Genomic DNA, 21,615 nt, shown 5'->3' on the forward strand with positions numbered 1-21,615 from the left:
TATTTTCTTAATCAATTAGACAATAAAACGTAAATTAGCATGCTCTTAATTGTCGCATTATAATAATAAAGACAATTTATTTATCAAATAGGACATCAATATGGCATGGCTTTCTCGTGATGATAGTTTTGATCCTGATAGCCTTGGAGTACCGGTAGTGGGAATTGCGGCTGAACTAGGTCAGCATGACTCAGGATTCCATCAACATGAGATGGGGCAATTATTATTTACCCAACAAGGATGCATCAATATCACCCTGGCAGATCAGTTATGCATACTTCCACCAACTCGGGTCGCCTGGATTCCACCGCGAATTATCCATAGAGCAGAGATAAAAGAATCCGTCGGGTATCGCTCGATTTATCTAAATATAAATCAGATCGGACGTTTAGCAGAAAACGTTGAGGTATTGGAAGTTACCCCTCTGTTACGTGAAGTATTAGAGCGAATCGCACTGTCACCTTTCAATACAGATTGGTTACATAAACCTGCGGCTAACCTGTTGGCTGTCTGCCTTGACGAAATCCATCTGGCAAAAAGAGAACCGACATTATTACCGCTCCCTTTTGACCGTCGTTTGGCCCATATTCCTCTGACCACACTACCACCACCGCTCAAAATATTGGCCATGAATATTGGAGCCAGTGAAAAAACCATCAGTCGGATATTTCGCCGAGAAACAGGACTCAGTTATCAACAGTGGCGACAACAATGGCGTTTAATCAAATCTATAGAATTACTGGCAAAACAGGGTAATTTGTCATCTGTTGCTAGCGAATTAGAATTTGCCAGTGATAGTGCTTTTGCAATCTTTTTCAAGAAAATGACCGGGCGTTCACCAAGGGAATATATGTCTGCTTATAAGGAACATAGTTATTAAAGTAAATAGTTATTAAAGTAAATAGTTATTAAAGTAAATAGTTATTAAAGTAAATAGTTATTAAAGTAAATAGTTATTAAAGTAAATAGTTATTAAAGTAAATAGTTATTAAAGTAAATAGCTATTGAGATAATATACAAAAATTGCCGACATCAAAGGAATTATTCACCATATGAATATAGACATCGGCAATTGCATCAAATAATTAAATAAAAGCTAATAACATCCTACGTACATAAAATATACTTGTTAAAAGCTATTATTTTTCATCATCATTTATCAACTGATAAGATACAGCGATATTTGCTGCCTGACCTGCTAATGGGCTGTAGTCACTGGACAAATATACCCCTGCAATATAGTGACTTTCGCCAACATAAAATTTCCTATATCGAGATGTTCCAGGTGCGCCAAATGATAATGAACGACCATCACTCAAAGTAAAGACCGCTTGATCAACAGCACCATTGCCCCATACTTCCAAACTGGTAATTCGACTGCCATTCAGAGAAATAGATGCCGTCTCACCAGATATTGTACCTAATCGATGGCTACTACCATCATCAAATACAACTGTCAGCCCTCCGACTCTCGGAGCCCCTCCAATACGCACAATATGTCCCGTTAACGAATCGATCTTTCTTCTTTTCCCGTCATTAAGAGCTGGTTTGAGAGGTGGAGCCATATCTTTCTCTGGAGTCAATGCCTGAATTCTGGCTTTTGCTGTTTGACGGTCAAAGAAAGTAGAATAACTTAAAACATCAACATAGATTCTATTATTTACCGACTCGGCTTCACTTAATTTATCCCAAATACTGATATATTCAATCCCATGTAAACGACAGTGACCATGAACAGACATCACATTATTTGCAACAGTGTCAGCAGTTGAGTTATTAAGAGCGTCATTAAGCTCTCTATCATATATATTATTAATATAACTATTAGCCTGTTCTACCGTCTTTTTGATTAACCCTCGGACTTTTTCAATATCAATATCACTAAGCCCGATTTCATTTCTTCTCTCTAAACCAGCAACCCAATATGTTATCTGCATCATAACCGTAGTAGAAAACATGGGTAATATCTGATAGTTAACATCATCGGAAAAATTATTAAATTTTTTGTGATAACCATCTATATTTTCTGCCAAGTTATTAAAAGCACTCCTCGCTTCTTCAGATCCCGGATGCTTATCAAGAAGATCGGCAACGGTTGCCATTCGCTCTTGTACATATGCAATATCACCAGCAAGGATACCTTTAATCGTCTTTAATGCCGACTCCTCTATCATCCTTTCAATTTGTTTGACAATCCCTTCCCATATATTTTCTTTCGATTGAGGCCAGAATAAACCGACTAAAAAAGATATAGCAGGGCCAACTGAAGGTATAAAAGATATTCCCCCGATGATCGCATTTTTTACAATATCAGTAACATCCCACTCTACTGCACTCGTTTTTACGGCATATTCATTAGCCACAATGGTTCTTATGTCTAAAACATTTTCTGTATGCATAATGGAACCCTTCAATTAAAATGAGATGTTTAAACCAAATTTGCCGTCACATAAGCAACTTTATCCGTATTATTATAGATAACAAATTTACTATAATAAAAAGAGTTATTAGGCACGTTTAACACCTTCTCTTCTCCTAATCCTACATCTATAGAACCAGACTCAAACCATTCAGAGGTAAAACTATGAGACCAGTAAAATTTAGCCGTGACACTATTTGATAGCCCGGTATTTACAACTCTCAGAGATCTTCTGGATTCTGGAATTATTGGTGTATCTATTCTAAATACTTCCACACTAGCATGAGGTGATATCGTCACATCACTCAAAGGACCAACTGCATTTAAGTCTTTATGTACTGGAACAGGGGAATTAGAATAAAACTCTGCTTTCTGCTCATCTGAATCAACAACAATGGTTATTCTAGACATATTTACTTTCCTCATTAAAGTTTAAATAAAATTCACTCAACTTACATATAAATATTTTCAAAATACAGTATTACCACTTAATTAAAGATGCTCTTTAACCATTATAGAACCACTATTACTTTTGAAATTTAATTCCCCAATGTATTACATGGACTTGACATACCACAATAACTCAAAAGAATATTAAGATATCCACATTATAAGTCAGTCATTAATGAGACATATCTAAAACAAGTCACAATAATACAAAACTATAGCAGATATATAGTTCATGTCAACGTTCTGCTTCAATGAAATTACTATTATTTAAGAGTTTATGGAATTATATGACATATAAAAAATACATATAAAAAACATATATAAAAAATTTAAATAGAAATTATTGATATTACGTTATTAACCTGGATTTATAATATTAATATTGGTTACTCTAGCGCTATATAATTCTATTCTTTATTTTACAAATTTACCTTTATTCAGTGAACTATAATAATTCACCAAATTCACTCACAACGTTAAAATGACAATAAATAAAATAGTCTGTTATCCCAAGAATATATTTCTGTTATATCCGCATCAATAATATTTTCATTACTAATTGGTTATATCTTCTACAAGATAACGGATGAACATTCTTAAAAACATTCTCTTTCTAATGAAAGAAAATTAACTTAATAGCAAAATAATTTTGACTGTAGATTTTAGCCACTAAAATATGCTGAATACAATTAATTTACCTTTCATTACTCCACCAATAAACTATACCCGTTATCTTTCAAGTTGCCTCTTTGTTGGCTGCACTCGCTCACCCCGGTCACATAGTTATCTATGCTCCCGGGGATTCACTCCCTTGCCGTCGCGATGCATTTTGAAATCCATAGGGTATATATCGCTTAAAATATGACGAGAAAACACAGAAAAAATAAGGGCAGATTTCAAAGTATTTGAAACCACACTCGTTGCCCCAATCTCAGATAATACCAAACTTAAAGCACTATTAATGGCGTCCTCACCTTGGGAAAAACCACCTTCCCAGTACTACGAGGATAATCAACCATCTGAATTCCCTTCCTGTGAAAAAGAATATCTCTCTATCCCCCCAAATACGCATTTCTCACAGCTTCATTAACCAATAATGCAGATCCACTGTCTTCTAGTACGATCTGGCCGTTTTCCAATACATATCCTCGGTCAGCCAACTTCAATGCCTGATTTGCATTCTGTTCAACCAAAAAGATTGTCATCCCCTCTTCTCTCAACTGCTGAATAGTATCGAAAATCTGAATGATAACTATCGGCGCCAGTCCCAAAGAAGGCTCATCCAGCAACAATAACTGTGGCTGACTCATTAAAGCACGGCCAATTGCCAACATTTGCTGTTCACCACCGGACATCGTTCCAGCCCGCTGGTGACGCCTTTCCTGTAAACGCGGAAATAAATCATAAACCCGCTCAATGCGCTGCTGATATTGAGTCTTATCAGCAAAAAAGCCGCCCATTGCCAAGTTCTCTTCCACTGTCATACGAGCAAACACTCTGCGTCCCTCCGGGACAATCGCAATGTCCTCACGCATAATACGAGATGTCGGCCATTGGGTGATGTCCTTACCACGAAAAATTATGGAACCTTCGGTTGCTCTGGGTTCACTACATAAAGTACTGAGCAACGTTGTTTTTCCTGCGCCGTTTGCACCAATCAGAGTGACGATTTCCCCCTGCTGAATATTCAGGCTGACCTGATGCAATACCTGAACTTCTCCGTAATGGGCTGATACCCTCTTAAATTCCAACATAATTAATACACCTCGCCCAGATATGCCCGGATAACATCCGGGTTGTTACGAATCTCTTCTGGCCGTCCTTGCGCCAAAGACATTCCCTGATTAACAACATAGATACGATCTGAAATTCCCATCACCAATTTCATATCATGCTCGATCAACAATACAGAAACTTGATGATGTTCCCTCAGTTCAGCAATTAACGCATTAAGCTCTGCTGTCTCTTTCGGATTCAACCCCGCAGCAGGTTCATCCAGCATCAAAATTTCCGGGCGAGCTACCATACAGCGGGCAATCTCCAAACGCCGTTGCTGACCGTATGCCAGATTACCCGCCGGTCTATTTGCCAGTGGTAATAAACCAAGCCGCTCTAACCAAGTTATGGCCCAATCTACGGCCTTAGATTCTGCCCGGCGGAATGACGGCGTTTTAAAAAGGCCGACCAAAAGGCCCCGTTTCAGATGCTGATGCTGAGCCACTAATAGATTCTCAATCACAGTCATTTCCCGGAACAATCGCACATGCTGGAATGTTCTGATAACACCCATACGAGCAATAGCCTGCCCAGATAACCCTTCCAGATGTTTTTCCCGCAGCTTTATGGTACCGCTAGTCGGACAGTAAAATCCGGTCAGGCAATTAAAGATCGTGGTTTTCCCTGCGCCATTAGGGCCAATAAGAGAAACAATCTCACCCTGATTTAGTCTCAGGGCAACATTGTTAACCGCCAGCAAGCCACCGAAGCGCATGGTCAGATCGGAAACTTGCAATAATGGTGTTGCACTCATGCTTGCTTTCCTTCCTGTACCTGTCGTTCCAATTTAACATGACGGCGTTTTGTCGGTAGCAACCCTTGCGGGCGCCAAATCATCATCAATACCATCATTGCCCCTAGCAGCAACATGCTGTAGGCATTCAGATCACGCATCATCTCACGGGAAACCACCAACAAAACCGCCGCTAGAATCACCGCAGTCTGTGACCCCATCCCTCCGAGTACCACAATCGCCAGCACAAAAGCAGATTCAGCAAACGTGAAGGACTCCGGGCTAACAAAACCCTGCCGGGCAGCAAATAAAGTACCAGCAAAACCGGCAAATGCAGCACTGATAGTAAATGCAGCCAGTTTAATTCGAGTTGGACTTAAACCAAGAGAGCGGCAAGCAATCTCATCTTCACGCAGCGCTTCCCATGCACGACCTAATGGCATACGCAGTAGTCGATTAATAATCAATACTGTCAGTATTACCAACAGTAACACCACCAGATAGAGGAAGATGACCCGATCACTGGGATCGTATTTCAAACCAAAGAAGTTGTGGAAAGTATCCCAGCCTCCCTCTTTCACACTGCGATTAAATTCTAGCCCGAAGAAAGTCGGTTTTGGGATCTGGCTGATACCATTCGGACCGCCGGTTATTTCAGTATTATTCAACAGTAGAATGCGAACAATTTCACCAAAACCAAGCGTAACAATTGCCAGATAGTCACCTCGCAATCGTAATACCGGAAAGCCCAACAATAACCCCGATAAAGCCGCCGTTAACCCCGCCAGCGGCAAACTCTGCCAAAATCCTAATCCGTAATAGTGACTTAACAAAGCGTAGGTATAAGCACCGATAGCATAAAAACCTGCATACCCAAGCACCAACAACCCCGACAAACCAACCACGACATTCAAACCCAACCCGAGCATGACATAAATTAACGTCAGCGTAGCAATATCAACACTACCACGGGAGACAATAAACGGCCAGATAATTGCAGCAATAATGACCAATATTGCCAGTAACTTTTGTCCTTTGGTTGAGCCATCGAAATCCGGCAACGACCAGCTTTTGATCGGTACTTTCTTGATTGTCTGCTGAACAACCGGACGCAATAGCTGGAACAGAAAAACCACCGCACAACCAATACTAATCCATAACCATCGCACTCCATCGGCACGATGGACGACCAACTTCGTACCGTCCAGCGACAACTGCATCCCCATCATAAAGACAGACAACACAAATAAAGCGGCCGAGGCAATAATGGCATTCACCCAATTGGCATGTTTCATACTTTTTCCACCTCTGGACGGCCTAAAATCCCAGTCGGCATAAACAACAGCACAACAATGAGCAGAGCAAAGGAAACGGCATCTTTATATTCTGTGCTCAAATAAGCAGAAGTTAAGGCTTCTGAAATTCCTAAGATCAAACCACCAATCATTGCCCCCGGAATACTGCCAATTCCTCCCAATACTGCTGCGGTGAAAGCTTTCATTCCTGCCATAAAACCGATATACGGATTTATCACACTGTAGAACTGCCCCAATAAAACACCGGCTATTGCGGCCATGACTGCACCGATAACAAAAGTTAAGGAAATCACTCGATTAGTATTGATCCCCAACAAACTAGCCATTTTCAGATCTTCCGCACAAGCACGGCAGGCACGTCCCATACGGGAGTAGCGAATAAATATTGTCAATATCAGCATGGCAAGAAATGTCACTATCCAGATGGTCAGTTGCATTGCGCTAAGACTGGCAGAAAATCCATCACTTTCACCTAATACCCACTGTCCGGTAATCAGGCTAGGCAATGCCAGATCGCGAGAACTTTGTGACAGACTGACATAATTTTGTAAGAAAATAGACATTCCAATTGCTGAAATCAGGGCAATCAAGCGTTTGGAATGGCGAACTGGCCGGTAAGCTACTCGCTCAATACTCCAACCATAAGCAGCGGCAATAATAATTGATGTTAAAAAAGCGGCGGTAATCAGTAACCAGCCCAAATCAATTCCCATCATGATCAGAGCCGCAATCACAATAAAAGAGACATAGCTACCAATCATATAAACTTCACCATGAGCGAAGTTAATCATCCCAATAATGCCGTAAACCATCGTATAACCAATGGCAATCAATGCATAAGTACTACCCAGAGTCACTCCATTTAACATCTGTTGTAAAAAATAGAGAAATTGCTCCGACATACGTTGTACCTCTGGAATAACAGCGCCTGGCAAACAGGCGCTATGACCGATTCGAATGACTTTACTTCACAGAAGTAGAAGAACCATCTGCATGCCATTCAAAAATACCGAATTCGAACCCTTTTAGATCGCCAATGGCGTTCCAGCTCAGTGTTCCCATTACGGTATCCACTGGATTCGCTTTCAGGTCTTTCACCAAATCAGTCGGTTCCATACTACCGGTACGATTCATCGCCGCAGCCAGAGATTGCAGAGCAGCATAGGTGGTCCAGACGAACGGACCTGTTGGATCGCTTTTCTTACCTTTGATCGCTTCAACAATAGCTTTGTTCGCCGGTACCTGATCGTAACGCTTAGGTAATGTGACTAACATGCCCTCAGAAGCGACCCCGGCGATATTGGATAACGAGGAGTTACCCACACCTTCCGGCCCCATAAAACGAATATTCAGGCCGGACTGCTTAGCCTGACGCAGAATTTGTCCCATTTCAGGGTAATAGCCGCCAAAATAGACAAAATCCACATTTTCTTTTTTCAGGCGGGCAACCAGAGCCGAAAAATCTTTATCACCCGCCGTGACGCCTTCAAACAGGACAATATTGGCTCCCGCTTTTTTCAATTTATCGAGAACAGATCGCGCCAGCCCCTCTCCGTATTGCTGTTTATCGTGAACAATAGCTATACGCTGAGGTTTAATCTTTTCCACAATATATTTCGCTGCTGTTGGTCCCTGATCAGAATCCAACCCGGTAGTACGCATAATCATTTGGTAGCCACGAGTTGTCAGATCAGCATTGGTTGCCGCGGGTGTAATCATAATGACACCTTCATCTTCGTAGATGTCAGATGCCGGTTGAGTAGAGGAAGAACATAAGTGGCCGATAACATAGCGAATGTTATCATTAATCACTTTATTGGCGACGGCCACAGCCTGTTTCGGGTCACAGGCATCATCATATTCAACGCCCACCAGCTTATTACCATTAATCCCCCCTTTAGCATTGATATCTGCAATCGCCTGACGTGCGCCAGTAAATTCCATATCACCATATTGCGCAACTGGACCAGACATTGCCCCCACAATCGCCACTTTGATCTCTTGTGCCCACAGTGAGTGACTCATCATCATGGCAATACAGCCGGCTAATAGGCTTTTACCTGTTATGATTTTCATTTTATTTATCCCCGTGTCGTTATTGGTCTAATTTATTGTGTTTACCTTTTAGATCTCCGATTATCTAATGGGATAACCGTGATCTTTTGTGATCTATGATTAGATAAAGTAATTTTTATGAATAAGATTTTATTTTTCATGCTATTAAAATAGCATTTCATGCTTAAAATCAAATTAACAAGGTAGCTAAAAGCATTAATTACAGAATAAAATACCGCCAAAGTTGATTGGAATTTAGACAAAAAATAGTGTGATATTCTGGTTAAATACTAGTAAAGCAATCTTTAACTCGAAATATCGATCATGCTAAAAACATTTTTCCAGTAACGTATAAAAGCGGTTACGCGGCACTCTATCGATCTATTCAACTAAAATTGATATGGAAACACCATGAAGCTAACTATTGAACAACTTACTGTTTTGTCAGCACAAGATATGATTGATCTGAAAAAAATCTGGCCTCAACAGACACCTGAGCAATGGCAAAGTTGGATAAAAAATGAAAATAAACTGTTCGCTGCTCGTTTTAATGATAGATTATTGGCCGCAGTAAAAGTGACTTTCAATGAGCAATCCGGCCAGCTTAAAGATTTGTGTGTCCGTGAAATAACACGCCGCCGGGGAGTGGGTTTATATTTGATAAATGAAATAAAAGCTCAGCATCCCACTGTTAACCAGTGGAAGTTAAACCTTGAAAGGTTCTCTGATGCTAACGAACCGGCATTAAAAGGTTTCATGAACGCCTGTGGTTTTTACTACGATCCCAAGTCAAATTGTTATTCTAGCTGACCCATTTTCCAGACCACAGCCACATTGCGGGCAGTCACCCTCAAATTCTCATGCCCGCAAGCAAGAGCGTCAGAAAGAGAACAAACGCCGGGTATAATTGAGAAAACCGCATCCAATCCGTGCTCATGAACGATGCTATAGTCCCGACTTATACTGCCAACCAATGCAATGGTTGAAATAGCATACTTTTTAGCAACACGAGCAACACCAATCGGCGTTTTACCGTAAATAGTCTGACTGTCCATTCGGCCTTCACCAGTAATAACCAGATCAGCGCCTTGTACTGCCTTTTCCAATTCCAGCGTGGAGATAACAATATCAATTCCCGGTTGCAATTTAGCGTCCAGCCAACCAAGTAGAGGAACGCCCATTCCCCCTGCCGCTCCCGCACCGGGTACGTCAATGACCTTAATGCCGGTCAGTAATTCAATTTTTTCACCATAATGGCGCAGAGCTGCATCCAATTCTTTCACCATCTCTGGTGTCGCCCCTTTCTGTGGCCCAAAAATAGCAGATGCGCCAAATTCACCACATAACGGGTTAGTTACATCACAGGCAACGATAATTTCAGTTCGATTCAAACGCGCGTCTAAACGGGAAAGATCAATTTTAGCCAGCCGACTGAGCGCAGCCCCGCCAGCCTCCAACGCTTTTCCATCAGAATCAAGCAAACAGGCCCCCAACGCCTGCATCATACCGGCACCGCCATCATTAGTCGCGCTACCGCCAATGCCTAAAATTATCTTTCTGACACCTTGATCCAAAGCAGCCAACATCAACTCGCCGGTACCATAAGTCGTGGTTATCAACGGATTACGCTTTTCCATCGGCACCAGATGTAAACCAGAAGCCGCAGCCATTTCAATAACAGCGGTTTCGCCATCACCTAACACGCCGAAAAAGCTATCCACCGGCTGATTTAACGGACCGATGACCGACAGGTGTACAATCTTTCCACCAGTAGCTGCTACCATTGATTCAACCGTACCTTCACCGCCATCTGCCATCGGCAATTTAATGTATTCAGCTTGTGGATAGATTTCACGAAATCCTTGTTCTATCGCTTCAACAACCTCTAAGGCACTGAGGCTTTCTTTAAATGAATCAGGCGCAATGACAATTTTCATAGGATTAATTGGATGACAACTGTGAAAAACGAAACAAAAAAGGCGATAAAACATTATCGCCCTTTTAATGTATTAATTATGAATGCGTTAACGCAAAATCACTTTATTTATGCCTCAATTGCTACACGCAATTTTTTCATGGCATTTTTTTCAAGCTGACGCACACGCTCCGCAGAAACACCATATTTATCCGCCAGCTCTTGCAGGGTAGATTTATTGTCATCATCTAACCAGCGACAACGGATAATGTCCTGACTGCGCTCGTCTAAGCTTTCTATCGCTACCGATAATTTATCAGCCGCATGGTTTTCCCAATTGTCCTCTTCAATGCCGTCTGCAAAATCAGAAGCTTTATCTTGAAGATACAACACTGGAGCAACCGGTTGACCTTCCTGACTATCATCATCGGCAGACATATCAAACGCCATATCCTGCGCTGACATACGAGATTCCATCTCACGCACATCTTTACTGGTTACACCAAGTTCTTTGGCAACCATTTCTACTTCGTCCTGATTGAACCACCCCAAGCGCTGTTTAGTTTTACGCAGGTTAAAGAACAGCTTACGCTGTGCTTTAGTTGTTGCAACTTTAACAATACGCCAGTTACGCAGTACATATTCATGGATTTCAGCTTTAATCCAGTGAACGGCAAAAGAAACCAGACGCACCCCAACTTCTGGGTTAAAACGGCGTACTGCTTTCATCAGGCCAATATTCCCTTCCTGAATTAAATCCGCTTGAGGCAGCCCATAACCAGCATAGCTACGAGCGACATGAACAACGAAGCGCAGATGAGACAGAATCAGCTTCTTAGCTGCATCCAGATCTCCCTGGTAATGCAGCCTTTCAGCCAGTTCCTTCTCTTCCTCTGCTGTCAACATCGGATAGGCATTAGAGGCGCGGATATAGCCCTCTAGACTTCCTTGAGGAACTAACGCTAAGGTTTGCATTTCTTTGGCCATTCAAATCCTCTCAAATAAGGCTCAAATCGTTAGTATGGATTAGATCACATCAATGTATATGAACCAACGTTCAACATACAGCGGTACAGTCTATCACCAGAATGTGCATATTCAAGTTACAGATCCGTGGAAGAGTAATAATTTCAGCACCGGCCATCCCTATAATGGGATCACAGAACAAAAAATAACAGATAGTTTTGTCTTTATGCAACTACCTTTATTTGTACTATCCCCGACAAATATTAATTTCATTTCACAAAAGCGCCCGCCAGATTCACTGGGAGAGTACAAGCACCTTTTTAATTAATTCTATATAGCAGAAAATCGTGATTTTAGACTTAAGTCGATGGATAAGAAATTTTTACCTCAGGGGAAAAAAGAGGTGATTATTGCGTTGTCAGGCTGATCTCGCTCAGCCTGTTGAAAAGATTACCGTTTTATTCCGGCGTAAAATGGCGCAAATGCTGAGTTGTCGCCAACCAGGCAGCAACCCAACCAATCATCGCGGAGAGTAAAACTAACAGCAGGGACTCATCCCATGAAAGCCCATGCAAATTAAATGTCGTGCCAAACACACTGGCAACCTGGGTGACAACATCAGAAAGTTTCCACACTAACAGCGCAGACAAAATTAGCGATAAAATTGCCCCCAAAGCCCCTAACAAAGCACCACCATTGAGGAATGGACGCAAAATAAAGCCATCCGTTGCACCAATAAGCTTCATCACGTTAATCGTATCACGATGACTGAAAATACTGAGACGCACACTGTTACCAATAACCAAAAACAGCGCAACGATCATCAGAATACCGATTACTGTCGCAATCTGACCGATAAGACCGGTCAGCGCCGCCAAGCGAGCAAACCAGCTATCATCCATCCGAACTTCTTCAATACCTTTAACCTGAGAAACTCTATCGCGCAGCGTGGTCAGCGTCTGTGAACTCTGAAAATCGATTTTCGGTGTGATAATAGCCACCGCGGGCAACGGATTCTCTTCCAACATATCCAGCGCGTTACCAAAACCAGACCAAGCGCGGAATTCTGTCATTGCTTCCTGACGTGAGAGATAGTTGACATTATCCACACCATCAAGCGCTTTCAGCTCACTTATTAATTTCTGGGCACTGCTATCATCCAGTGATTTATCGAAATATACCGTCAGTTGAGGGGTGGGATACCATTTTTCCGCAGCCTGGCCGACATTCTTCCACACAATGTAACAAACACTTGGCAATGTCAGGGAAATCGCAATCACCATCACCGTCAACAACGTTGCTAATGGCTGACGTGACATATCTGTCAACGTATTCATCCAAGCATAGCGCCACTGCTCACGCCATCCTCCTTGTAAAACTTTACTTTTCGATCTTGTTGCTTTCCCCGCTGCCTTACGCACATTTTTAACCATGATGCTCTCCCGCCATACGGCCTTGGCTCAGAGTCAAAATACGATATTTCCGTCTTTCAATCAGCGCCATATCATGGGTCGCCATCAGCACTGTCACCCCTACCCGGTTAAATTCTTCAAACAGTCGTAAAATACCCTCTGACAACTCACCATCCAGATTACCGGTAGGTTCATCCGCCAACAAAACAGTCGGCTTATTCACAACGGCACGAGCAATGCCGACACGTTGTTGTTCTCCCCCTGAAAGCTGAATTGGGAAATTTTTCGCTTTGTCCAGCAGACCAACCTTATCCAGAGCCGCGGAGGTCCGGCGACGAATATCCTCAGAACTGGCGCCTGAGATAATCAACGGCATTGCCACATTATCGTATACCGTCCGATCCAGCAGCAGATGATGATCCTGGAAAATCATACCAATCTGACGACGCAGAAAAGGTACCTCACGGCTTTTTAACCGACTGATATCATGACCGGCAAACCAGATATGCCCGGCACTAGGCCGCTCAATGCCACAGATAAGTTTCAGCAAGGTACTTTTACCTGCCCCTGAGTGACCGATTAGAAATGCCATTTCCGCAGGGCGCAAATGAAAATTCACCCCTTGCAGGGCTTGCCGTCCCCCCAGATAAGCTTTACTGACCTGTTCAAAGCGAATCATAGGTAATTAATCCTCTCGGGCAAAAAGTGCCTCTATAAAGTCGTCTGCCTTAAATGGCCGTAGATCTTCAATTCCTTCACCAACCCCAATATAACGAATAGGAATTTCAAACTGATCAGCAATGGCGAAAATCACCCCACCTTTGGCAGTACCATCCAATTTTGTCAACGAGATACCTGTCAATCCAACAGCTTCATGGAACAGTTTGGCCTGACTGATCGCATTCTGACCGGTACTAGCATCCAATGTCAGCATAATTTCATGTGGAGCATTTTCGTCCAGTTTTTTCATCACCCGGACAATTTTCTTCAATTCTTCCATCAGATGAGATTTATTTTGCAAACGACCAGCGGTATCTGCAATGAGTACATCTACGCCTTTAGCTTTAGCTGACTGAATAGCATCGAAAATCACGGAAGCGGGATCAGCGCCAGTATGTTGCGCTACCACCGGAATATGGTTACGTTCCCCCCACACCTGTAGCTGTTCAACAGCAGCTGCACGGAAAGTATCTCCAGCTGCCAGCATGACAGATTTACCTTGTGCCTGGAATTGACGCGCCAATTTACCAATGGTCGTCGTTTTTCCCACACCATTAACACCAACCATCAGAATGACGTAGGGTGTTTTTCCTTCAATGTCCAAGGGTTGATTCACTTTAGTCAGAATACCAGACATTTCTTCTTTTAGTTTGGCATACAACGCTTCTGCATCTTTTAGCTCTTTACGGCTGGCATGCGTAGTTAAACTGCTAATGATTTTACGGGTAGTATCGACACCAACATCAGCAATCAATAACTGCTCTTCCAATTCATCAAACAGCTCATCATCAATCTTTTTACCACTGAATAGACTGAGAAAACCGGACCCTAGATTCTGACGAGTTTTAACCAAACTGCGTTTCAAACGAGAGAAAAAACCCTCTTTAGTCGGGCGCTCTTGCTCTTTTAATATAACTGGCGGCTGTTCAGTTTTTACCTGTTCCGCTGCCAATCTTGCAGTTTCCTCAGCTAAACGCTGCTGTTCCGCCTGCTCTGCCGCCAATCTTGCAGCTTCCTCAGCTAAACGCTGTTGTTCTGCCTGCTCCGCCGCCAATCTTGCAGCTTCCTCAGCTAAACGTTGCTGTTCTGCCTGCTCCGCCGCCAATCTTGCAGCTTCCTCAGCTAAACGTTGCTGTTCTGCCTGCTCCGCCGCCAATCTTGCAGCTTCCTCAGCTAAACGTTGCTGTTCTGCCTGCTCTGCCGCCAATCTTGCAGCTTCCTCAGCTAAACGCTGTTGTTCTGCCTGCTCCGCCGCCAATCTTGCAGCTTCCTCAGCTAAACGCTGTTGTTCTGCCTGCTCCGCCGCCAATCTTGCAGCTTCCTCAGCTAAACGCTGTTGTTCTGCCTGCTCCGCCGCCAATCTTGCAGCTTCCTCAGCTAAACGCTGTTGTTCTGCCTGCTCCGCCGCCAATCTTGCAGCTTCCTCAGCAACACGTTGCTGTTCTGCCTGCTCCGCTGCCAATTGTTCTTCTTTTTGCTGCTCTTCCTGACGGCCACGCCCGAACCAGGAGAAAAAGCCTCTTTTTTTCTCTTTTGCCATTAGCCACTGCACTCCTCAAGGTTAAATCATGGCGTTACAACAAGGAATAATAACGAAATTAGAATCAGTCTAACATTTTCGTAATAACGCAACACATATCAATCACGAATTTCTTGACATCCTCCCCCACCTTCGCACTTCCTGACTCAGAAGGGGGATTCCCGTTAGTGGGTGACTGCTGATTGCTCAGTGTCCGGTTCCTGCTTCAACGGGCGGCCTGACCGCCCCCTCCCTCCACAGGCAAGCACGGCATGCCCTGCCGCTAAAATATTACGGGCGCCGTTGACATCGGCGTTCGCGGTATATCCGCATACCTGACAGGCGAATTGGCTTTGTGACCGGCGGTTTTCTTTCGCTATATAACCACAGCAGGAGCACCGCTGGCTGGTATAGGCCGGCGGGACGGCTAACACCCGACCGCCACGCCAGCGTTGCTTGTACTCAAGCTGACGGCGCATTTCGTACCAGCCCTGCGCCAATATCGAACGGTTTAAGCCCGACTTCGCACGAACATGACGCCCGGGCTGTTCGGCGGTGCCTTTTGCTGATTTCGACATATGGCTGACTTTCAAATCCTCAATGACTATCATCGCGTGGTTTTTGCTGATTTTCGTTGTGGTTTTATGAAGGTAGTCGCGGCGAATATTACCGATATGCGCGTGCAGACGCTGAATTTTTCGTTTCTGCTTCTGCCAGTTGGCGCTGAATTTTATTTTCCGGCTTAACTGGCGCTGGAGCCTCGCCAGTTTGCGCTGACGGGTTTTAAAACTGTTCACCGGCTCGAAAATGGTTCCGTCTGAGAGGGTGGCCAGTTTTGCCACGCCTACATCCAGCCCCACGATTGAGGTGGATGGATGCTGCGGCTCCGGGACGTCAATTTCCACCTGAAATGAGATGTACCAGTGACCTGCCTGCTGGCTAATTGTCGCATTTTTGATTTTCCCGCTGATATCCCGTGACGGCCTGAACTTCATCCAGCCGAGACCCGCCGGGAGCTTGACGCGTCGGCTCTCAAGCCGACAATATTTTTCAAAGTTAACAAAACGGACCGAATCACGACCGTCATTTTTCCTTTTAAATACCGGGGCTTTTGCCGTCAGTTTTTTATCAAAACAGCGCTGCCATGCGCCGTGTAAGTCTTTAAGCTTCTGCTGAAGATTATCGGTGTAGGCTGCCTGTAAGAAGGTATGCTCCGGCATGCCTTTCCAGACGGTGAGCATCCGGTTCAACTCAAAGGAGGAAGGCAACTTGCCACCCGATGCCAGAATGCGTTGCGTCTCGGCAAGCCCGTAATTCCAGACAAAACGGGCACAACCGCACAACTGCCGCAGACGCTGCGACTGTGCTACTGTGGGTCTGAGTCTGAATTTGTAGGCTTTCAGGATGAGCATGGGCATTCAGTATGTTGTAATTTTCCACATTATCTTACTGCCTATCTAGTTAATTTCAATGCAAAAATACCAAATCAATCGTTCCAGGCACGCGGCCTTTCTTCTGCCTGTGCATCTCGTCTTTGTCACCAGATACAGGAAGAAAATACTCAGCGAACGCCATTCGCCGCCTTTAATCAGTATGCAGGTTGAAGTCTGCCATGATTTTGGCGCTTCGCTAAAAGAAAGCCACGGCGAATCTGATCACGTCTACATGCTGATCGAGTCCCCGCCGACAGTTCAGCTTTCCGTGCGGGTCAACTCACTAAAGGTAGTAACGTCCCGGCGTCTGCGTCATAAATTTTTGGACTGGCATGGTGCATACGGAAAAGCCGTGCTTTGGTCTCGTGCCTATTTTGCCGGTTCGTGCGGTGGCGCGCCGTTGGCAGGGGTTAAACAATATATTCAGCATCAGAGTGGCTGATGATTCTTCGGGCTTTTCAAGCCCGTCCCAATTCCCCTCCCGCCTTATGCCGACAAGAGTACCCTTTGGAGGAAAAGATGGTAAATTAATGCCTGTAAGTCTTAACAATTGTTACTCAAATTATGGCAAAGAAATCACAACGGCAATCGATGGGACAAATCCGCATTATTGGCGGAAAATGGCGAGGCCGAAAATTACCTGTACCGGATAGTCCCGGATTACGCCCAACGACAGATCGCGTCAGAGAAACGCTATTTAACTGGCTAGCCCCAGTTATTCAGGAAGCACACTGCCTGGATTGTTATGCAGGAAGCGGAGCGCTTGGATTAGAGGCACTTTCTCGTTACGCAGCACAAGTTACTCTGATTGAATATGAACGTAATATAGCCAAACAGCTTTCCGCGAATTTGGATTTGCTCAGTGCCCAAAATGCCGAGGTCATTAACGACAGTGCATTAACCCATTTATCTCAATCAGGAAAACCTTATGATGTCGTTTTCCTTGATCCTCCTTTTCGTAAAGGAATGCTTAACGAAACCATAAAATTGTTGGAAGAACAAAATTGGCTGGCAGATGAAAGCTGGATTTATGTCGAAGCGGAATCTGAATCAACGGCGATTGACGTACCTGTTAACTGGCAACTTCATCGTGAAAAAGTCGCCGGACAAGTCGCATACCGGCTCTATATCCGTTATTTACCTGCATAACGATTACTTTGGAGTACACACTGATGTTTATTCAATTGGGCAAACTGTTAATGATCTGCGTTTGGGGATTTCTGATCTTTAACCTGATCCATCCATTTCCAAAACCATTGAAGTATTTTATGGATGTCGCCATGATTTTCATGGTGGTCATGCATGCATTTCAAATGCTGCTTCTGAAAGCCAGTCAGCCCAAAGACCAAAAACTCTCTAGCCTGATGCAAACCAAGATCTTCTTTTTTGGTGTCTTTGAACTACTGTCAATGCAGAAAAAACAACGGCAGGAGAAAAGTCATCACCCAAAATAGTGGGCATGGACAGCGCACATAAGCGCCCGAAAAATATATACAATTACTTGAGGAATGATTCATTTCATTCCTCTTCCCGTTATGTATTCAAAAGCTGTCACGTTTATCTGAGCATGGCTTCGTACCTCCTTTCTTTGTTGAACAGATAAATAACCGGATCAACATTTCTTAATTCACTGCCTACTTCCGCACAGATACTTAAACCAATCACTATTATTTCAGTATATATTTTGCTAGTAAGAGAGCAGACCCCTTATCCATCACTTATTTAAGGAACGAAGATGAGCTGGCCATTTATCGCAGTATTTTTTTCTGGTTGGTTGTATGTTGACGCAGCTTACCGTGGTCCAAACTGGCAAAGATGGCTATTCAGGCCAATCACTCTGCTATTGTTATTATTGTGGGCATGGCAAGCACCTGAACTGCATATTTCAGGCTATTTAATCTGTCTTGGGTTATTGACTGCTTTAATATCAGATACTCTGCGCATGCTCCCCAGTAAGTATTCACTATTTTCTCTAAGCACATTATTCCTCTGTTATCTGCTCTACACGATAAGCTTTGTATTACAGATGAATTTCAGTTTCTTCTTCCCATTACCATTAATTTTACTGGTTCTGGGCTCCGTTATTCTGCTGGTTATTTGGAATAAATTGGAGGAAATGCGCTGGCTGGTTGTTGCCTCAGTCGTTATGCTCCTGATAATGGTGTGGATGGCCGGTGAACAATACTTCTCCCTTAATACCGAGTATGGTTTCTCCCTATTGGCAGGCAGTATCTTGTTGCTACTGTCACATAGTTTCTGGTTGATTAACCATTACCGCTTCCAATTCAAATCTTCCAAAGCGATTGTGGCAACCTGTTATTTTATCGGCCATTTTTTGATTATTCGTTCTATTTATCTTTAGTAACCTATCCCAATAGGCGTAATTTTTGCAGGCCGTTCTTGTGAATGAACAATGTGAAGCATTGCTTAGGTTTCACACTTCACCACACAGGACGGCAAAAAATAGCCCTATTGAGATAAGCAATAAATTGAAAATAAATATCAGTATCCCATCACACAATTTACCAACTTATTTTTTCTTTTTTATTTGACTCTGGAGTAGGCTCCAAAGTGTAGAGTTTAATCATTATCTTTGAGTTAACTCTGTTCAGGGGGAGCCCATGTACTCAAATACAAACAAAAATAGTGATCATCAACATAACCACCAGCATGGAAGCTGCTGCGCGACTACCACTTGTTCAGATCAGGCTAAACAAGTTAGTGAGCATTTACATAATCATGAACATGGCAAGGCTTGCTCACATAAGCATCACCCTTCCCATGATACACAAGAGACACCAGCACCTGAGCTTTTGGCAAGCCAACGTTTCAGTTGGATTGTTAATGGTATGGATTGTCCAAGTTGCGCCCGCAAAATTGAAACTGCGGTCAGCAAAATTCCAGAAGTGAAACAAGCCAAGGTTCTATTCGCAACAGAAAAACTGGTTGTGGATGCGGATACAGATATACGTTCAGCGGTTATTCAAGCCGTTAATCAGGCTGGATTTACTCTACGCAATTCCGATTCAAGCCAGAAAGCAGCAAAAAGCAGCCGCTGGAAAGAGTTTGCCCCGATCATCACTCTTTCACTGATGATGCTGATAAGTTGGGGAATCTCTCACATCAATCCTTCATTTGGCCGCATTGCCTTTATCATCACCACCGTGATTGGATTGGTGCCTATTGTCACCAAGGCTTGGCAACTCATACGATCAGGCACGCCATTCGCCATTGAAACACTGATGAGTGTTGCCGCCATCGGCGCACTGTTTATTGACGCCACCGCTGAAGCGGCAATGGTATTACTGCTGTTTATGCTTGGTGAAATGCTGGAAGCTTATGCTGCCGGTCGCGCTCGTCGAGGGGTTAGCGCATTGATGGCACTGGTGCCCGAAGAAGCATTACTGGTAAAAAATGGTGAGAAAAGAACTGTCCCAGTTTCAGACCTTCGCCCCGGCGATATCATCGAGATTGCTCCAGGCGGACGTCTACCCACTGATGCCGAATTACTCAATTCATTCGCTAGCTTTGATGAAAGTGCGCTGACAGGCGAATCTGTTCCGGTTGAGCGAATGCAAGGAGAAAAAGTTCCGGCAGGTTGTTTGTCCGTGGATCGTGCAGTCCAAATGAAAGTGTTATCCGAACAGGGCAACAATGCCATTGACCGTATTCTGCAACTGATTGAAGAAGCCGAAGAACGCCGCGCACCGATTGAGCGTTTCATTGACCGCTTTAGCCGGATTTACACTCCGCTGATTATGCTGTTCTCTGCATTGGTTATCATTATTCCACCGGCTGTATTCAGCCAACCTTGGGAAACCTGGATCTACCGTGGCCTGACTTTGCTACTGATCGGTTGCCCTTGTGCTTTGGTAATTTCCACACCCGCCGCAATTACCTCTGCCCTTGCAGCAGCAACCCGCCGAGGCGCCTTGATTAAAGGTGGTGCGGCGCTGGAGCAATTGGGACTCATCACCACAATCGCTTTTGATAAAACCGGTACGCTGACCGCGGGTAAACCACAAGTCACCGATGTACAACCAGCAGAAAACATCAGCGAATCTCAGCTACTAACCCTGGCTTCCGCAGTAGAAAGCGGTTCTCACCACCCACTGGCTAAAGCCATTTTGCAATATGCAGAAAGTAAAAACGCCAATACTACCGAAGCTGAACAGCGTAAAGCGCTGGCAGGGGTGGGTGTTGAGGGTCAGTTAGACGGTAAACGTATTCTCGTCAGTACGCCCGGAAAACTGCCAGCAAACTCATTATCTGAGCATTGGAAACAAAAAATTGTTCAGTTAGAAGATGGCGGTAAAACCGTTGTTGCCGTGATGTATGATGAACAATTTACTGGCCTTATCGCGATGCAAGATACGTTACGTCAAGATGCAATTGATGCTATCCGTTTACTGAAAGATCAAGGTATTAACTCAGTGATGTTGACGGGGGATAACCCACGTGCAGCAACGGCAATTGCAGGTCAGTTAGGAATAGATTTCCGCGCCGGGTTAATGCCGGAAGATAAAGTCAAAGCGGTCATTGCATTGAATAAAGATCACAGCACAATGATGGTCGGTGACGGCATCAATGATGCACCTGCAATGAAAGCTTCCAGTATCGGTGTCGCGATGGGAAGCGGTACCGATGTCGCTCTGGAAACCGCAGATGCAGCATTGACTCACAACCGTCTGACAGGTTTGTCGGAAATCATCACCCTTTCCCGCGCAACGCACAATAATATCCGCCAAAATATTGCTATCGCCCTGGGACTAAAAGGGATCTTCCTTGTCACCAGCCTATTGGGTATCACAGGCTTGTGGATGGCAGTACTGGCGGATTCTGGCGCAACCGCTCTTGTGACAGCAAATGCGGTAAGGTTATTGAGGATTAAGCTGAAATAA

20 protein-coding genes are annotated in these 21,615 nt (G+C 43.9%); 7 read left to right on the plus strand and 13 right to left on the minus strand.

All coding sequences use genetic code 11. The annotated features are described in order from the left end of the window. Positions 1-100 precede the first annotated feature (100 nt). Positions 101-880 (plus strand): AraC family transcriptional regulator, encoded by a 780-nt coding sequence (locus tag EAE90_RS09685; protein ID WP_214053314.1) that lies wholly within the window; start codon positions 101-103, stop codon positions 878-880. A gap of 259 nt (positions 881-1,139) precedes the next feature. Here the strand turns inward: EAE90_RS09685 and EAE90_RS09690 are convergent, their stop codons facing one another. From EAE90_RS09690 to EAE90_RS09720, 7 genes are all read right to left on the minus strand, one after another. Next, on the minus strand, positions 1,140-2,399 hold the full coding sequence (locus EAE90_RS09690; protein WP_214053315.1) for an insecticidal delta-endotoxin Cry8Ea1 family protein: 1,260 nt from the start codon (positions 2,397-2,399) through the stop codon (positions 1,140-1,142). Between the two features lie 29 nt (positions 2,400-2,428). Beyond that, positions 2,429-2,830 (minus strand): hypothetical protein, encoded by a 402-nt coding sequence (locus EAE90_RS09695; RefSeq protein WP_011148214.1) that lies wholly within the window; start codon positions 2,828-2,830, stop codon positions 2,429-2,431. 1,091 nt (positions 2,831-3,921) lie between these two features. Further along, the gene (livF, locus tag EAE90_RS09700; RefSeq protein ID WP_011148215.1) at positions 3,922-4,623 is read right to left on the minus strand and encodes a high-affinity branched-chain amino acid ABC transporter ATP-binding protein LivF; all 702 of its coding nucleotides are present in this window, start codon (positions 4,621-4,623) and stop codon (positions 3,922-3,924) included. Between the two features lie 2 nt (positions 4,624-4,625). Then, complete coding sequence (gene livG, locus EAE90_RS09705; RefSeq protein ID WP_214053316.1) at positions 4,626-5,399, minus strand: high-affinity branched-chain amino acid ABC transporter ATP-binding protein LivG; 774 nt, start codon at positions 5,397-5,399, stop codon at positions 4,626-4,628. Beyond that, positions 5,396-6,673, minus strand: coding sequence for a high-affinity branched-chain amino acid ABC transporter permease LivM (locus EAE90_RS09710; protein ID WP_214053317.1), 1,278 nt, complete (start codon positions 6,671-6,673; stop codon positions 5,396-5,398). The genes livG and EAE90_RS09710 overlap by 4 nt, the downstream gene beginning before the upstream one ends. Continuing rightward, the gene (gene livH, locus EAE90_RS09715) at positions 6,670-7,596 is read right to left on the minus strand and encodes a high-affinity branched-chain amino acid ABC transporter permease LivH (protein ID WP_214053318.1); all 927 of its coding nucleotides are present in this window, start codon (positions 7,594-7,596) and stop codon (positions 6,670-6,672) included. The genes EAE90_RS09710 and livH overlap by 4 nt, the downstream gene beginning before the upstream one ends. A gap of 61 nt (positions 7,597-7,657) precedes the next feature. Then, on the minus strand, positions 7,658-8,770 hold the full coding sequence (locus EAE90_RS09720; RefSeq protein WP_214053319.1) for a branched-chain amino acid ABC transporter substrate-binding protein: 1,113 nt from the start codon (positions 8,768-8,770) through the stop codon (positions 7,658-7,660). Positions 8,771-9,160: 390 nt separating this feature from the next. On the opposite strand from EAE90_RS09720, the gene panM reads away from it, so the two are divergent. After that, the gene (gene panM / locus EAE90_RS09725) at positions 9,161-9,559 is read left to right on the plus strand and encodes an aspartate 1-decarboxylase autocleavage activator PanM (protein WP_214053320.1); all 399 of its coding nucleotides are present in this window, start codon (positions 9,161-9,163) and stop codon (positions 9,557-9,559) included. Here panM and EAE90_RS09730 read toward each other — a convergent pair. The 6 genes from EAE90_RS09730 to EAE90_RS09755 form a co-directional block, all read right to left on the minus strand. Continuing rightward, positions 9,547-10,686 carry a glycerate kinase gene (locus EAE90_RS09730; protein ID WP_214053365.1) on the minus strand — a complete coding sequence of 380 codons (1,140 nt, stop codon included), beginning with the start codon at positions 10,684-10,686 and terminating at the stop codon, positions 9,547-9,549. The genes panM and EAE90_RS09730 overlap by 13 nt on opposite strands. A 107-nt stretch (positions 10,687-10,793) precedes the next feature. Then, the gene (rpoH, locus tag EAE90_RS09735; RefSeq protein WP_139656373.1) at positions 10,794-11,651 is read right to left on the minus strand and encodes an RNA polymerase sigma factor RpoH; all 858 of its coding nucleotides are present in this window, start codon (positions 11,649-11,651) and stop codon (positions 10,794-10,796) included. A 437-nt stretch (positions 11,652-12,088) separates the two neighbouring features. Continuing rightward, positions 12,089-13,063 (minus strand): permease-like cell division protein FtsX, encoded by a 975-nt coding sequence (ftsX, locus tag EAE90_RS09740; protein ID WP_214053321.1) that lies wholly within the window; start codon positions 13,061-13,063, stop codon positions 12,089-12,091. Beyond that, on the minus strand, positions 13,056-13,721 hold the full coding sequence (gene ftsE, locus EAE90_RS09745; protein WP_214053322.1) for a cell division ATP-binding protein FtsE: 666 nt from the start codon (positions 13,719-13,721) through the stop codon (positions 13,056-13,058). The genes ftsX and ftsE overlap by 8 nt, the downstream gene beginning before the upstream one ends. 6 nt (positions 13,722-13,727) lie before the next feature. Continuing rightward, entirely contained in the window at positions 13,728-15,302 is a 1,575-nt protein-coding gene (gene ftsY / locus EAE90_RS09750) for a signal recognition particle-docking protein FtsY (protein ID WP_214053323.1), read from the minus strand. 164 nt (positions 15,303-15,466) lie between these two features. Then, complete coding sequence (locus EAE90_RS09755; RefSeq protein ID WP_214053324.1) at positions 15,467-16,693, minus strand: RNA-guided endonuclease InsQ/TnpB family protein; 1,227 nt, start codon at positions 16,691-16,693, stop codon at positions 15,467-15,469. A gap of 58 nt (positions 16,694-16,751) precedes the next feature. On the opposite strand from EAE90_RS09755, the gene tnpA reads away from it, so the two are divergent. The 5 genes from tnpA (at position 16,752) to EAE90_RS09780 (ending at position 21,615) form a co-directional block, all read left to right on the plus strand. Beyond that, positions 16,752-17,156, plus strand: a complete 405-nt coding sequence (gene tnpA, locus EAE90_RS09760) for an IS200/IS605 family transposase (RefSeq protein WP_214053325.1) — start codon at positions 16,752-16,754, stop codon at positions 17,154-17,156. A gap of 122 nt (positions 17,157-17,278) precedes the next feature. Next, the gene (gene rsmD, locus EAE90_RS09765; RefSeq protein WP_214053326.1) at positions 17,279-17,863 is read left to right on the plus strand and encodes a 16S rRNA (guanine(966)-N(2))-methyltransferase; all 585 of its coding nucleotides are present in this window, start codon (positions 17,279-17,281) and stop codon (positions 17,861-17,863) included. 23 nt (positions 17,864-17,886) lie between these two features. Next, positions 17,887-18,168, plus strand: a complete 282-nt coding sequence (locus EAE90_RS09770; protein ID WP_214053327.1) for a DUF1145 family protein — start codon at positions 17,887-17,889, stop codon at positions 18,166-18,168. Positions 18,169-18,449: 281 nt separating this feature from the next. Continuing rightward, on the plus strand, positions 18,450-19,076 hold the full coding sequence (locus EAE90_RS09775) for a lysoplasmalogenase (protein ID WP_214053328.1): 627 nt from the start codon (positions 18,450-18,452) through the stop codon (positions 19,074-19,076). Between the two features lie 259 nt (positions 19,077-19,335). Continuing rightward, on the plus strand, positions 19,336-21,615 hold the full coding sequence (locus EAE90_RS09780; protein ID WP_214053329.1) for a zinc/cadmium/mercury/lead-transporting ATPase: 2,280 nt from the start codon (positions 19,336-19,338) through the stop codon (positions 21,613-21,615).

Source organism: Photorhabdus caribbeanensis (assembly GCF_018448885.1).
Lineage (GTDB): Bacteria > Pseudomonadota > Gammaproteobacteria > Enterobacterales > Enterobacteriaceae > Photorhabdus > Photorhabdus caribbeanensis.

What these genes read in the sequence shown, in the direction of transcription:
- EAE90_RS09685 (WP_214053314.1), top strand. Translation starts at nt 101, where the DNA reads ATGGCATGGCTTTCTCGTGATGATAGTTTTGATCCTGATAGCCTTGGA.
- EAE90_RS09690 (WP_214053315.1), bottom strand. Translation starts at nt 2,399, where the DNA reads ATGCATACAGAAAATGTTTTAGACATAAGAACCATTGTGGCTAATGAA.
- EAE90_RS09695 (WP_011148214.1), bottom strand. Translation starts at nt 2,830, where the DNA reads ATGTCTAGAATAACCATTGTTGTTGATTCAGATGAGCAGAAAGCAGAG.
- livF (WP_011148215.1), bottom strand. Translation starts at nt 4,623, where the DNA reads ATGTTGGAATTTAAGAGGGTATCAGCCCATTACGGAGAAGTTCAGGTA.
- livG (WP_214053316.1), bottom strand. Translation starts at nt 5,399, where the DNA reads ATGAGTGCAACACCATTATTGCAAGTTTCCGATCTGACCATGCGCTTC.
- EAE90_RS09710 (WP_214053317.1), bottom strand. Translation starts at nt 6,673, where the DNA reads ATGAAACATGCCAATTGGGTGAATGCCATTATTGCCTCGGCCGCTTTA.
- livH (WP_214053318.1), bottom strand. Translation starts at nt 7,596, where the DNA reads ATGTCGGAGCAATTTCTCTATTTTTTACAACAGATGTTAAATGGAGTG.
- EAE90_RS09720 (WP_214053319.1), bottom strand. Translation starts at nt 8,770, where the DNA reads ATGAAAATCATAACAGGTAAAAGCCTATTAGCCGGCTGTATTGCCATG.
- panM (WP_214053320.1), top strand. Translation starts at nt 9,161, where the DNA reads ATGAAGCTAACTATTGAACAACTTACTGTTTTGTCAGCACAAGATATG.
- EAE90_RS09730 (WP_214053365.1), bottom strand. Translation starts at nt 10,686, where the DNA reads ATGAAAATTGTCATTGCGCCTGATTCATTTAAAGAAAGCCTCAGTGCC.
- rpoH (WP_139656373.1), bottom strand. Translation starts at nt 11,651, where the DNA reads ATGGCCAAAGAAATGCAAACCTTAGCGTTAGTTCCTCAAGGAAGTCTA.
- ftsX (WP_214053321.1), bottom strand. Translation starts at nt 13,063, where the DNA reads ATGGTTAAAAATGTGCGTAAGGCAGCGGGGAAAGCAACAAGATCGAAA.
- ftsE (WP_214053322.1), bottom strand. Translation starts at nt 13,721, where the DNA reads ATGATTCGCTTTGAACAGGTCAGTAAAGCTTATCTGGGGGGACGGCAA.
- ftsY (WP_214053323.1), bottom strand. Translation starts at nt 15,302, where the DNA reads ATGGCAAAAGAGAAAAAAAGAGGCTTTTTCTCCTGGTTCGGGCGTGGC.
- EAE90_RS09755 (WP_214053324.1), bottom strand. Translation starts at nt 16,693, where the DNA reads ATGCTCATCCTGAAAGCCTACAAATTCAGACTCAGACCCACAGTAGCA.
- tnpA (WP_214053325.1), top strand. Translation starts at nt 16,752, where the DNA reads ATGCAAAAATACCAAATCAATCGTTCCAGGCACGCGGCCTTTCTTCTG.
- rsmD (WP_214053326.1), top strand. Translation starts at nt 17,279, where the DNA reads ATGGCAAAGAAATCACAACGGCAATCGATGGGACAAATCCGCATTATT.
- EAE90_RS09770 (WP_214053327.1), top strand. Translation starts at nt 17,887, where the DNA reads ATGTTTATTCAATTGGGCAAACTGTTAATGATCTGCGTTTGGGGATTT.
- EAE90_RS09775 (WP_214053328.1), top strand. Translation starts at nt 18,450, where the DNA reads ATGAGCTGGCCATTTATCGCAGTATTTTTTTCTGGTTGGTTGTATGTT.
- EAE90_RS09780 (WP_214053329.1), top strand. Translation starts at nt 19,336, where the DNA reads ATGTACTCAAATACAAACAAAAATAGTGATCATCAACATAACCACCAG.